The organism is Variovorax atrisoli 110B, from assembly GCF_000382045.1.
Classification (GTDB): Bacteria; Pseudomonadota; Gammaproteobacteria; order Burkholderiales; family Burkholderiaceae_C; genus Variovorax; species Variovorax atrisoli.
Map to the genome: position 1 here is coordinate 119,125 of NZ_KB907455.1, position 12,890 is coordinate 132,014.

The 12,890-nt window shown below is 69.4% G+C and carries 13 protein-coding genes; 12 read left to right on the top strand and 1 reads right to left on the bottom strand.

Going from position 1 to position 12,890, the window contains the following annotated elements:
- Positions 1–30: 30 nt before the first annotated feature.
- The 3 genes from G369_RS0118405 (at position 31) to G369_RS0118415 (ending at position 3,133) form a co-directional block, all read left to right on the top strand.
- Positions 31–1,377: an FAD-dependent oxidoreductase gene (locus G369_RS0118405; protein ID WP_019655495.1), complete on the top strand. Its 1,347-nt coding sequence runs from the start codon at positions 31–33 to the stop codon at positions 1,375–1,377.
- Between the two features lie 53 nt (positions 1,378–1,430).
- On the top strand, positions 1,431–2,135 hold the full coding sequence (locus G369_RS0118410; RefSeq protein WP_020723155.1) for a hypothetical protein: 705 nt from the start codon (positions 1,431–1,433) through the stop codon (positions 2,133–2,135).
- Positions 2,136–2,233: 98 nt separating this feature from the next.
- Positions 2,234–3,133, top strand: coding sequence for an acyl-CoA thioesterase (locus tag G369_RS0118415; RefSeq protein ID WP_019655497.1), 900 nt, complete (start codon positions 2,234–2,236; stop codon positions 3,131–3,133).
- Here G369_RS0118415 and G369_RS36040 read toward each other — a convergent pair.
- Positions 3,052–3,831 (bottom strand): GntR family transcriptional regulator, encoded by a 780-nt coding sequence (locus G369_RS36040; protein WP_080647869.1) that lies wholly within the window; start codon positions 3,829–3,831, stop codon positions 3,052–3,054. The two genes, G369_RS0118415 and G369_RS36040, sit on opposite strands and share 82 nt — an antisense overlap.
- Before the next feature lie 146 nt (positions 3,832–3,977).
- Between G369_RS36040 and G369_RS0118425 the strand changes: the two genes are divergently transcribed.
- The 9 genes from G369_RS0118425 (at position 3,978) to G369_RS0118465 (ending at position 12,870) form a co-directional block, all read left to right on the top strand.
- Positions 3,978–4,757, top strand: coding sequence for an SDR family NAD(P)-dependent oxidoreductase (locus tag G369_RS0118425; RefSeq protein WP_019655499.1), 780 nt, complete (start codon positions 3,978–3,980; stop codon positions 4,755–4,757).
- 46 nt (positions 4,758–4,803) lie between these two features.
- On the top strand, positions 4,804–6,030 hold the full coding sequence (locus tag G369_RS0118430) for an ABC transporter substrate-binding protein (protein WP_019655500.1): 1,227 nt from the start codon (positions 4,804–4,806) through the stop codon (positions 6,028–6,030).
- Between the two features lie 16 nt (positions 6,031–6,046).
- Positions 6,047–6,949 (top strand): branched-chain amino acid ABC transporter permease, encoded by a 903-nt coding sequence (locus G369_RS0118435; RefSeq protein WP_019655501.1) that lies wholly within the window; start codon positions 6,047–6,049, stop codon positions 6,947–6,949.
- Positions 6,946–7,938 (top strand): branched-chain amino acid ABC transporter permease, encoded by a 993-nt coding sequence (locus G369_RS0118440; RefSeq protein ID WP_019655502.1) that lies wholly within the window; start codon positions 6,946–6,948, stop codon positions 7,936–7,938. Before G369_RS0118435 ends, G369_RS0118440 begins: the two co-directional genes overlap by 4 nt.
- Entirely contained in the window at positions 7,935–8,711 is a 777-nt protein-coding gene (locus G369_RS0118445) for an ABC transporter ATP-binding protein (protein ID WP_019655503.1), read from the top strand. The genes G369_RS0118440 and G369_RS0118445 overlap by 4 nt, the downstream gene beginning before the upstream one ends.
- Positions 8,704–9,426 (top strand): ABC transporter ATP-binding protein, encoded by a 723-nt coding sequence (locus G369_RS0118450; protein WP_019655504.1) that lies wholly within the window; start codon positions 8,704–8,706, stop codon positions 9,424–9,426. Before G369_RS0118445 ends, G369_RS0118450 begins: the two co-directional genes overlap by 8 nt.
- 193 nt (positions 9,427–9,619) lie before the next feature.
- On the top strand, positions 9,620–10,369 hold the full coding sequence (locus tag G369_RS0118455; RefSeq protein ID WP_019655505.1) for an SDR family NAD(P)-dependent oxidoreductase: 750 nt from the start codon (positions 9,620–9,622) through the stop codon (positions 10,367–10,369).
- A gap of 24 nt (positions 10,370–10,393) precedes the next feature.
- Entirely contained in the window at positions 10,394–11,137 is a 744-nt protein-coding gene (locus G369_RS0118460) for an SDR family NAD(P)-dependent oxidoreductase (protein ID WP_019655506.1), read from the top strand.
- Positions 11,137–12,870, top strand: a complete 1,734-nt coding sequence (locus tag G369_RS0118465) for an FAD-dependent oxidoreductase (protein ID WP_019655507.1) — start codon at positions 11,137–11,139, stop codon at positions 12,868–12,870. Before G369_RS0118460 ends, G369_RS0118465 begins: the two co-directional genes overlap by 1 nt.
- Positions 12,871–12,890 lie beyond the last annotated feature (20 nt).

Here is a 12,890-nt window from a genome sequence, read left to right on the forward strand (position 1 = left end):
TCCCGAACAGACATCCATGGACCTATCTGAATGACTTCCACATTGCATGAACCGGCGCGCGCGCTGCCGGTGTTCGGCGAGTACGACGTGGTGGTGGTCGGCGGCGGCCCCGCCGGCATCGCGGCCGCCGTGAGCGCCGCGCGCCACGGCGCCAGCACGCTGCTGGTGGAGCGCTACGGCTTCCTCGGCGGCATGGGCACCGCAGGCGGCGTCACCAACTTCGCGGGCCTGTACGGCAAGCGCAAGGGCGAGATGACGCAGCTGGTGCGCGGCGTCGTCGACGAGCTCATCGACCGCATCGCCGCGCTCAACGGCATGAACCAGCCGCAGAACGGGATGGGCGGGCGCATCTGCGTGCGCTCGTACGACACCTCGGCCTACAAGCTCGCCGCCGACCAGCTGCTGGGCGACGCGGGCGTGAAGCTGCTGTTCCACGCGCTGGCGGCGGCCGTGGTGCTCGACGGCAAGCGCATCGCCGCGCTGGTGGTCGAGACCAAGTCGGGCCGCCAGGCGATCCGCGCCAACGCCTTCATCGACGCCAGCGGCGACGCCGACGTGGCCGCCTTCGCGGGCGTGCCCTTCGAAGTGGGCGACGGCCACGGCAGCGGGCTCTTCCCGACCACCATGTTCCGCATCGGCCAGGTCGACGCGCCGGCCGCGCTGGAGGCGGTGGGCGAGTTCAAGGCCATCAACGACTTCATGGCACGCGCCGAGCAGCACAAGCCCGGCGTCTACAGGTTCCCGCGCGAGGGCGCGATCCTGCGTCCCAACAAGGACCCGCGCGAGTGGCGCGCCAACGTCACGCAGATCCGCAATTCTCAGGGCCGCGCGATGAACGGCGTCGATGCGCGCGAACTCTCCGAGGGCGAGCTCGAAGGGCGCCGCCAGATCAGCGAGTACTTCAAGTTCCTGAAGGCCGAGGTGCCGGGCTTCGCGCAGTCGGCCATCGTCGAGATCGCGCCGCAGGTCGGCATCCGCGAGACGCGGCGCATCCAGGGCCTGTACGCGCTCGGTCGCGAGGACATCCTGGGCTCGGCGAAGTTCGACGACAACATCGGCCTCAATGCCTGGCCGATGGAGATGCACGCCGACGGCCGCATCGAGTGGGCTTTCCCGCGCGACGAGGACAACGCCTACAACCACCTGCCCTGGCGCATGCTGGTGCCGCAGACCCTCGACAACCTGCTGGTGGCCGGGCGTTGCGCGTCGATGACGCACGAGGGCCAGTCGGCCGCGCGCGCCAGCGGCGGCTGCTTCGTCATGGGGCAGGCCGCGGGCACGGCGGCGGCATCGGTGGGCGCGGGCAGCTTCGCCTCGGTCGACATCCCGGCGCTGCAGAAAAAGCTGGCCGCCGACGGCGTCGACCTCGACCGCTGAGCGGCGGGGCGCGCTAGAGTCCGGGGCAGGATGAACTCGACCCCGGACGCAACGTGAACCTCCCTTCGCCGCCGGCCACTTCGTTGCCCGCCGCCACGCGCCGCGCTCTCCTGGCACTTTCGTGCGCCGTGCCCGGCCTCATGCTGTGGGGCTGCGCGAGCACGCCGGAGGGCGAGCCGGTGCACGGCAAGGAGGCGATGGTGAGCTTCCTGGCCAGCAAGGACGGCCGCAAGCTGGTCATCGTCGGCGAGAAGCACCACTACGTGTTCGACGGCGACCCGTCCGTGGCCTCGATGCTGCGCTGGGAAGGGCGCACGAAGATCTCGCCGGCGCTGGCCGGCGAAGTCAAGGTGGCGCGCAACCAGAGCTTCGAGGGCCAGTACGTGCTGATGGCCTTCGACGCCGACCTCACGCCCGAGGACCAGGTCTTTCTCACGCAGACCGGCTTCGCTAAGACCGAGGTGAAGTACGGCGACCGCACCGGCCCGGCGCTGCGCTACATCGGCACCGCCAGGGGCAAGCGCTACGAGGCCGGCGTGCTGAAGGAAGGCGAGGGCGTCGATTTCTCGCGCACCCACTACCTGAAGTACGTCGAGGAGGAAACCGCCACCGGCCCCGCCGAGAAGGCCGCGCCCACGCCGCTGGGCCGCGCCGCCGACGGCTCGCTGGTGCTCGGCGGGGCCCCGCTGGCCGTGGTGCAGGGCGGCACCGACTACAGCTGCCGCGCGCGCTTCATGGACGTCTGCTTCTTCAGGTAGCGGCCCCGGGCTGCTGCTGACAGCCCCGCGACAGGCGTCGGGCGCAGGCTTTGCTATGTTCGAGGGTTGCCTTTTCGAACGATTTGCCTGCCTTCCCGATGACCACCGATCCCGCCACCGCCTCCCGCCTCGTCGATGAACTCGTCTCGCTCATGCAGCTCGAGCCGCTGGGCGGCGACCGCTTCCTGGCCCAGAGCGAAGATATCGGCACGCCCGCCGTGTTCGGCGGCCAGGTGCTCGGCCAGTCGCTGATGGCCGCGAGCCTCACCGTGGGCGCCGAGCGGCCGGTGCATTCCATGCACGCCTATTTCCTGCTGCCGGGAGAGCATGCGCCCATCGAGTACAGCGTCGACCGCGTGCGCGACGGCCGCAGCTTCACCACCCGCCACGTGGTGGCGCGCCAGCAGGAGCGCATCATTTTTGAAATGTCCGCCTCGTTCCAGACCGTGGACGAAGGCGTCGAGCACCAGTTCGACATGCCCGAGGTGGAAGGCCCCGACGGGCTCGTCAGCGAGCTGGACCAGCGCATCGCGCTCGGCGATCGCCTGCCCGAGCCATGGCGCACCAAGGCGATCCAGCCGCACGGCATCGAGTACCGCCGCGTCGACCCCGAGGACCTGATCGCGCCGCAGGTGCGTCCGACCTCGGCGCAGAGCGCCATCTGGATGCGCGCCATCGCGCCGCTGCCCGACGACCCGATGGTGCACCGCGCGCTGCTGGCCTACGCCTCCGACCACGGTCTGCTGCGCGCCGCGATGCTGCCGCACGGCCTGAGCTTCATGAGCGGGCAGGTGCGCCCCGCCAGCCTCGACCACGCGATGTGGTTCCACCGCGACTTCCGCATGGACGACTGGCTGCTGTACGTGCTCGATTCGCCCAGCGCTGGCGGCGCGCGCGGCCTGTGCCGCGGCAGCCTCTATGCGCGCGACGGCCGGCTCGTGGCCTCGGCGGCGCAGGAGGGCATGCTGCGCATCAGGAAGCCGGCGGCTCGTTCGTGACGAGCGTGGGCGGCAGCCCCCTCGCGACTGCGCTCGTCGAGCAGCCGCTGGTAGTTGTCGCGCAAAAGGATGCCCGCGTAGTACACGTGCTCGCGCATCAGCTGCTCGGCGCGGGCCGCGTCGCCTGAGATCACGGCCTGCACGATGCGGTGGTGGTCGTCGTGCGAACGCAGGATCACGCCGTGGTCGTTCCACAGCATGATCCGGTCCGACGCGAAGGGCACCGCCTGCGCCTGCGCGCCGAAGCGCACCACCCACGGGTTGCGCGCACCGTGCATCAGCGTGTTGTGCAGCTTCACGTTCATCTGCTGGTAGGGCGCGAGGTCTTCCACCAGCAGCTTTCCCTTGGCCAGTATCTCGTCGCCCTCGCGCAGGCACTCGCGCAGCAGGGCCGCGGTGGGCTCGTCCACGCCCAGCGAAGCGAAGCGCCGGCAGGCCAGGCCCTCGAGCACCGAGCGCACCTCGTAGGCCGCGAGGATGTCCTCGAGCGCGAAGGCGCGCACCAGGTAGCCCTTCTTCGGCTGGTGGTCGATCAGCCCTTCCATCGCCAGCGCGGCAAGCGCGGCGCGCACCGGCGTGCGCGAGACCTTGAGGCTTTCGGCGATCGGTACTTCCTCCACGCGCATGCCCGGCGAGAGCCTGCCGTGAAGGATCCAGGTGCGCAGCGTCTCTGTGACTTGTTGGGAGAGTGTGTCCATGTCAGGTATACATGATGCCGGGAAATTGGGCCGATAGTTCGAATTGTTAGGGTAAACGAGGGCGCATGAATGATTTCATGTATACACAATGCGGCCCTCGATCAACTTTCAAGCCGCCCCTGCGCGGCCCGGAGACCCTTCAGCCCATGGCGGACCATCATGCACAACCCCACGGCCGGCTGGCCCTCGTGACCGGCGGCGGCCGGGGCATCGGCGAGGCCGTGTGCCGCCGCCTCGCCGCCAGCGGCTATCGCGTCGTCGTGGCCGACATCGACGGCGCCAATGCGCGCGCCGTGGCGCAGTCGCTCGGGGAAGGGCACCACTTCCGCCAGTTCGACGTGAGCGAGGAAGCGGCCGTCGAGGCCGTGTTCGACGACATCGAGGGCAGCATCGGCCCGGTCGCGGCGCTGGTCTGCGTGGCCGGCGTGCTGCTGATGCCGGGCGGCGAGCGCTCCCTCATCAAGGACACCACGCTGGAAGACTGGGAACGCACCTTCGCCGTGAACGCGCGCAGCGTGTTCCTGTGCGGGCGTGCATACCTGCGCCGGCGCGAGGCGAAGCCCGTGGCGCACGGGCGCATCGTCACCTTCGGCTCGGTGGCGGCACAGCTCGGCGGCTACCGCTCCAGCGCCACCTACATCGGCGCCAAGTCGGCGGTGCTGGGCCTCACCAAGGCCATGGCGCGCGAGTCGGCGCACATGGGCATCACCGTCAATTCGGTGGCGCCGGGCCTGATCGACACCGACATGCTGCGCGGCACCGTGCGCAGCAGCGGCGCGCTCGACGCGGCCGCCGCCAACATCCCGCTCGGGCGCATCGGCACGGTGGACGACGTGGCCGGCGCAGTCGACTACCTGGTCTCGGAACAGGCGGCCTACATCACGGGCAACGTGATCGACGTCAACGGCGGCTACCGCATGCAGTAGCTCGGCGGCGCGGGTCCTTCAGCATTCATTCCAACGGAGACAGCTCATGAAAAAGAACTTCCTTGTTTCTGCCCTCGCACCCTTCGCACTCGGCGCGGCGCTGTGCGCGACGGCGCCCGCCGCGCTGGCGCACGCCGAGCCCGGCATCACCGACAAGACCATCAGGATCGGCATGTTCTCGCCGATGTCGGGCGCGTCGATGAACTACGGCTTCGACGTCATCAACGCCGCGAAGATGTACTACGACAAGATCAACAAGGAAGGCGGCGTGAACGGCCGCAAGATCGAGCTGGTGGTGGAGGACGACCGCTGCAACGCCAACGACCTGCTGGCCGCGGTGAAGAAGCTCACCGAGCAGGACCAGGTGTTCCTGCTCAACGGCGGCTCCTGCTCGGCGGCAGTGGTGGGCGCGCGCGAATACGTCGAGCGCGCGAAGATCCCGCTGGTGATGCTCAACGCATCGGGCGACGGCGCGCTGTATCCGCCTTCGAAGTACATCTACGGCGCCTTCTCCATCTCGCAGCACGCGGTGGGCGGCTCGATGGTGCAGTTCGCGAGCGAGCACCTCAAGGCGAAGAAGATCGGCTACATCAACCACGACGACGCCTACGGCGGCTGGAACCTGGAGTCGGCCCAGGCGCAGGCCAAGGCGCTCGGCGGCATCGACCTGCAGGTGCAGTCGGTCAACCCGAACATCACCGACGTCACGGCGCCGATGCTGAAGATCAAGGCCGCCAACCCCGACGTGCTGCTGCTCACCACCTATGCGCGCCCCGTGAGCCTGATCGTCAAGCGCGCCTTCGAGCTGGGCTTCAACAAGCCCATCGTGCTGGCCGTGAACTCCACCGCCGACCTCAAGCAGCTGGTGGAGAACGTGGGCAACAAGGACGCCTTCAAGAACGTCTACATCCAGGAAGTGCTGGCCGACGTGCCCGGCGGCCCCAAGCTGAAGTGGGTGTACGACATGTACAAGGCCGCCTACCCCGACCTGGCCTCCAAACCCGGCTATCCGCAGACCTACATGCCCTACGGCATTCCCTCGGCCATGGCGGTGGTCAACGCGCTCAAGGCGGCCGGGCCGAACCCGACGCGCGAGAAGGTGCTGACGGCGCTGTCGACGATGAAGTTCGACTCCGGCGTGATGGCGGGTCCGATCGAGTTCGGCCCCGACGACCGCGCCGCGCAGGAGGCGGCCATCTACATCAAGTTCGACGCAACCAACATGACGCTCGTGCCCGGCAGCTACAAGAGCGTGTGGAAGTACAAGCCCTGAGGACGGCCGCGAACCCATGAGCCTTTCCGATATCTGGCTTTTCGTGCAGCAGGGCGTGCTGTCCGGCATCGTGACCGGCAGCGTCTACGCGCTGCTCGCGGTGGCGATCGTCATGGTCTTCAAGACCACCGACGTGCCCAACTTCTCGCAGGGCGAGATCTTCATGGCCGGCGGCTACGCCGCGCTCTTCCCGCTCGTGGTGTGGGGCTGGCCCTACTGGGGCGCGGTGCTCGCGAGCATCGCGGTCACGGCCCTGCTCGCGGCGCTCTTCCAGCGCGTGGTGATGCAGCGCGTGACCGCCTCGCGCGGCGTGGGCGTGCAGCTCGTCATCGCCACGCTGGGCTTCGCCTACCTGCTCAAGGGCCTGGTTCGCAAGACCGGCCTGGGCGACACGCCGCGCTCGCTGCCCTCGCTGGTGCCGCAGGACCCGATCACCATCGGCCAGGCCTCGCTCACGCTGCTCGACCTCGCCATCCTCGGCTCGGCGCTGGTGACGATGGTGCTGCTGTACCTGATGTTCACGCGCACCCGCACCGGCCAGGCCATGCGCGCGGTGGGCATGAACCCGCGCGGCGCGCAGATCGTGGGCGTGAAGCTCGGCAGCATCCGCATGCAGATCTGGGCGCTCACCGGCGTCATCTCGGCCATCTCGGCGCTGCTCATCACGCCCAAGATCCTCATCACGCCCGACATCGGTCACATCGCGATCCTGGCTTACGCGGCCGCCATCGTCGGAGGCTTCACCAGCCTGCCAGGCGCGGTGGTGGGCGGCTTCATCATCGGCATCGTCGAGAACCTGGTGGGGCTCTTCATTTCGTCCAACGCCATCGTGGTCGCGCCCTTCGTGGCGATCATGGTGGTGCTGCTGGTGCGCCCGCAGGGCCTGCTGGGCGGCAAGCCGCAGGTGAAGAAGGTATGAACGCGTCGTCGGCTTCTTCCTCTTCCTCCCCCTGGCGCGACCGCGCGGCGCTGCTGGCCATGGCGCTGGTGCTCGCGGTGCTGCCCTTCACCGCCAGCGGCTACGTGCTGTATGTGGTCAACCTGCTGATGGTGTTCGCCGTGCTCGCGCTCGGCATGCACCTGGTCATCGGCGAGACGGGGCAGTTCGCTCTCTCGCATGCGGCCTTCTTCGGCATCGGCATCTACACCGCCGGGCTCATCAACAACCAGTGGCAGCCGCCGTTCTTCGTGTCCATCCTGGCGGGCGCGCTGCTGTCGGCCGCGCTGGGCTGGGTCATCGGGTTGCTGGCGCTGCGCATGCGCGACATCTACCTCGCGCTCGCCACCTTCGCCTTCGGCGAGGCGATGCAATGGGTGTTCCTGAACTGGGAGTCGGTGACCAACGGCTCCAACGGCATGCAGATGAAGCCGGCGTCTCTGGGCGGCCTGCAGCTGATGAACGACCTGCAGGCGTATCCCTTCGTGGTGGTCATCGCGGCGGCCATGCTGTGGCTCACGGTGGCGCTGTCGCGCTCGCGGCTGGGCTCGGCCTTCCGCGCGGTGCGCGAGAGCGACGTGGCGGCCGTGGCCATGGGCGTGAACACGCGCGCGGTGAAGGTCACGGCCTTCGTGCTGTCGGCGGCCTTCGCGGGCGTGGCGGGCGGCATGTACACGCTCTTCACCTCGTTCATCCACCCCGAGAGCCTGGGCTTCCAGACCACGATCCTGATCCTCACGATGGTGGTGGTGGGCGGCCTCGGCTCGGTGCGCGGCGCGGTGGCGGGCGCCATCGTGTTCGGCCTGGTGTCGGAGCTGCTGCGGCAGGCGCCGTCGTACCAGGAGATCATCTACGGCGGCATCCTCATGCTCTTCATGATGTTCCTGCCCAAGGGCATGGCATCCCTGTTCGCGGTGCGCCGCAAGGCGCAGCGCGCGAGCTCGGTCAGCGTGCAGGAGGCCGTGCGATGAGCGCGACGGCATTCCTCGACGTGCGCGACATCAGCGTGGTGTTCGGCGGCCTCAAGGCGGTGAACGGCCTCTCGTTCCAGATGGAGCAGGGCCGCATCCACGCGCTGATCGGGCCGAACGGCGCGGGCAAGTCGACCACCTTCAACTGCATCTCGCGCTTCTACACGCCCAGCAGCGGCAGCGTGAGCTTCGAGGGCCGAGAGCTCACGCGCGTGGCGCCGCACCGCATGGCCTCGCTGGGCATCGCGCGCACCTTCCAGAACCTGGAGCTCTTCGCCGAGCTGTCGGTGCTGGAGAACGTGCTGCTCGGCACCCACGCACGCGCCGCCGGCACGCTGGGCCGCCTGCTGCGCCGGCCCGACCGCGAGACCGAGGACTACGCCCTGCACCTGCTGGAGCGCGTGGGCCTGGTCGACGAGCGCGACCAGCCCGCGCGCGACCTCGACTTCGGCCGCCAGAAGCTGCTGGAGCTGGCGCGCGCGCTGGCCATCAGGCCCAGGCTGCTGCTGCTCGACGAGCCGGCCGCCGGCCTGCGCAACCGCGAGATCGAAAGCCTCGACCGGCTGCTGAAGGAGCTGGTGGCGCGCGACGGCATCACCGTGCTGCTGGTCGAGCACGTGATGCAGCTGGTGATGTCGATCTCGGACCGCATCACCGTGATGGCCTTCGGCGAGAAGATCGCCGAGGGCACGCCTTCGGAGATCGGCAGCAATGCGCGCGTGATCGAGGCCTATCTGGGCAAGGGGAATGGGAAGGGAGCCGCGCATGGCTGAGGAAGCACTGTTGTCGCTGCGCGGCATCTCGGCGGCGTACGGCCGCATCCAGGCGCTGTGCGACGTGTCGGTGGAAGTGCCCGAGGGGCAGATCGTCGCGCTGCTCGGCAGCAACGGCGCGGGCAAGACCACCACGCTGAACTGCATCTCGAACATCGTCGATTGCACCGAAGGCGAAGTGCGGCTCGCGGGCGAGCGCATCGACAGGCTCGGCTCCGACGCGCTGGTCAAGCGCGGCATCGTGCAGGTGCCCGAGGGCCGGCAGGTGTTCCGCGACATGAGCGTGCGCGAGAACCTCGACCTTGGCGCCTACCTGCGGCGCGACCGCACGGGCATCCGCAACGACCTGGAGGCGGTGTACGCGATGTTCCCCCGCCTGAAGGAGCGCCAGGGCCAGATGGCCGCCACGCTCTCGGGCGGCGAGCAGCAGATGCTGGCCATCGGCCGCGCCGTGATGGCGCGCCCGCGCGTGATGCTGTTCGACGAGCCTTCGATGGGACTGTCGCCGCTGCTGGTGGAGCAGATGTTCGGGATCATCGAGCAGCTGCACCGCGAGCAGAAGATCACCATCCTGCTGGTCGAGCAGAACGTGCAGCTCGCGCTGGCGGTATCGAGCTACGGCTACATCCTGGAGAACGGCGAGATCTCGCTGCACGGGCCTGCTGCGCAGCTGGTCAACGACGAGGCCGTGCGCCGTGCCTACCTCGGCGTCTAGTCATGTTGCTCAGCCCCAGTGTTCGCGCACTTCGTGTCGCGCGCGCCTTCCCCCTTGCGGGGGGCGACACCCGCGGCCCGGCAAAGCCGGTTCCGCGGTGTTCCGCGAAAGGATTCCGACCGCCTCGCAAAGAAGTGCTTGCGCGAGAGACCTGCCAACCATTGACGTTCAACGATCTCCATAAGGCAATTCCATGCTTCTCGAAGACAAACTCGCGCTCGTCACCGGCGCCGCGCGCGGCCTGGGTGAAGCCATCGCGCGGCGCATGGCCGCCGAGGGCGCGCACGTGCTGGTGGTGGACCGCGACCTCGATGTGGCCCGGCAGGTGGCCGCGTCGATCCGCGAAGGTGGCGGCCGCGCCGATGCCGACAGCGTCGACGTGAGCGACGCCGCGGCGGTCGATGCGCTGGCCGCGCGCATCGCTGCGTCGCACGGCGACATCGACATCCTGGTGAACAACGCCGGCATCTCCGCGCGCTCGAAGTTCGACGAGCCCGGCGCGCGCGAGGCCTGGGACCGCGTGATGTCGGTCAACCTGCAGGGCGTGTTCAACGTGTCGCAGGCCTTCGTGCCCGCGCTCAAGCGCACGCAGGGCAGCATCGTGAACCTCTCTTCCATCGTGGCCTTCGGTGCGGGCATCTCGTCGGCCGGCTACGTGGTGGCCAAGGGCGGGGTGCGCTCGCTCACGCAGGTGCTGGCGCGCGACCTCGCGCCCTACGGCGTGCGCGTGAACGCGGTGGCGCCGGGCCTGATGGTCACCGACATGACGGCAGGGCAGCGCGAGACCGAGCACGGCACCGACTGGTATCTGAGCCGCGTGCCCGTCAAGCGTCACGGCGAGGCGGACGAGATCGCGGGGCCGGTCGTATTTCTCGCTTCCTCGATGGCGAGCTACGTCAATGGCGTGGTGCTGCCTGTCGACGGCGGCTACCTGGCGGTCTGACGGCCGCCTTCCAACGGAACGAACATGAACAACAGCAGTGAAGAGAAACCGCTGGTCCTCGTGACCGGCGGTGCCAGCGGCATGGGCCGCGCCATCGTCGAGCGCATGGCACGCGACGGATGGCGAGTGGTGATGGCCGACTACAACGGCGAGCTCGCCGAACGCGAGTCGCAGGCGCTGCGCGCCGCGGGCCTGGACGTGGAATGCCGCGCCATCGACCTCACCGACGAGCCTGCGGTGCGCGCGATGGTGCAGGCGCTGCCGCCGCTCACCGCGCTGGTCAACAACGCGGGCATCTTCGACGAGCGCAAGTTCCTTGAGGTGAGCTCCGCCGACTTCCGCCGCATGTACGAGGTCAACCTGCTGGCCGTGGCCACGCTCACGCAGGAGGCCGCGCGCAGGATGGCGGACGGCGCACGCATCGTCAACATCGCGTCGCGCGCCTACCTGGGTGCGAAGAATCATCCGCACTACGTGGCCTCGAAGGCCGCGCTGGTGGGCTACACGCGCGCCAGCGCGATGGAGCTGGCACCGCGCGGCATCATGGTGAACGCCATCGCGCCGGGGCTCATCGACACGCCGCTGCTGCGCGCGCTCACGCCCGAGCGGCTGGCCGCGCAGCTCGCGCTGCAGCCCACCGGCGCCGCCGGTCGGCCCGAGGACATCGCCAACGCGGTGGCCTTCTTCGCATCGCCATCGACCTGCTTCGTGACGGGGCAGGTACTCTTCGTCGACGGCGGAAAGTCGCTCGGCGGCTCGGGGGCCTGATGGCGCAACAGCAGCAACAACAGGAACCGCAGGACAAGAGCGGGTACGACGTCGTCGTCATCGGCAGCGGCGCGGGCGGACTCTCGGCTGCGCTCACCGCGAAGCTCGAGGGGCTCGACGTGCTGGTGGTCGAGAAGACCGACCGCATCGGCGGCTCGACGGCGATCTCGGGCGGCGCCGTCTGGGTGCCCCTCAACGACCAGGCGGAAGCAGCCGGCCATCCCGACACCCGCGAGAAGGCCCTGACCTACCTGCAGAACACGGTGGGCGCAGCCGGCGACGAGGCGCTGCGCCACGCCTTCCTCGACGCCGGTCCGCGTGCGCTGCGCTACCTGCGCGAGCACACCGACGTGAAGCTCGCGGCCCGCACCTACTCGCCCGACTACTACCCCGACCGCGAAGGCGCCGCCATGGGCGGACGTTCGCTCGACCCCATCGAGTTCGACGGCCGCCTGCTCGGCGCTCACTTCAAGACCCTGCGCGATCCGCTGCCCGAGTTCTGCGTGCTCGGCGGGATGATGGTCAACATGACGGACGTGAAGCACCTGCTCGGCGTCTGGCGCTCCCTTGCCTCGTGGAAGCACGGCGTGAAGCTGGTGCTGCGCTACTTCGGCGACCGGCTGAGCGGCCACCACCGCGGCACGCGCGTGCTGCTGGGCAATGCGCTGGCGGCCCGGCTCTTCCACAGCGTGCTGAAGGAGGGCATTCCGTTCTGGACCGGCACGCCGGCGCTGGGCCTGGAGCGGGACGCGGACGGCAGGGTCACGGGCGTGAAGCTTCGTCGGGACGGCAGGGAGATCACGGTGCATGCGCGCCGCGGCGTGGTCGTCGCAACGGGCGGCTTTCCCTGGAATGCGGCCCTGCGCGGCCAGCACTATCCGGCGCCCACGGGGCCGTATTCGATGTCCCCGCAGGACAACACGGGCGAGGGCATCGCCATGGCGCGCGATGCCGGAGGGACGCTCGGCACCGGCCACGCGGGTCCGGCGCTGTGGGCGCCGGTGTCGCTGCTCACGCGGCCCGACGGCAGCGTGCTGCGCTATCCGCACCTGGTGTGGGACCGGGCCAAGCCGGGCCTCATCGCGGTCGATGCGCGCGGCGAGCGCTTCGTCAACGAATCGACCTCGTACCACGAGTTCGTGCGCGGCATGTACCGCGCGAATGAAAAGGCGCCGGCCGTTCCAGCGCTGCTGGTGTGCGACAGCGACTTCGTCGAGAAGTGGGGCCTGGGCCTGGCGCTGCCCGGCGGGCGCCCGCGCGAGCACCTCGTGCGGGCGGGCTACCTCTTGCGCGCCGACACGCTGGAAGGCCTGGCGAAGCAGGCGGGCGTGGACCCGGCCGGCCTCGTGCGCACGGTCGCCGCATACAACCCGCCCGCCGCGCAGGGCCAGGACCCGGCCTTCGGCAAGGGCGGCGACGCCTACAACCGCTACCTAGGCGACCCCGACCATCAACCCAACGCCTGCCTCGCGCCGGTGCGGAGGGCACCGTTCTATGCGGTGAAGGTGTACCCGGGCGACATCGGCACGGCGCTCGGCATCCGCGCCGACGGCAACGCCCGCGTGCTCGACGCGCAGGGCGCGCCCATCGCCGGCCTCTACGTCGCGGGCAACGACATGCACTCGGTGATGGGCGGCGAGTACCCCGCACCCGGCATCACCCTCGGACCCGCGCTAACCTTCGGCTGGGTCGCGGGCATGCACCTGGCCCACGGCTGCGAGGCACGCGTCTGAAACACAAGCTCCCGACATCG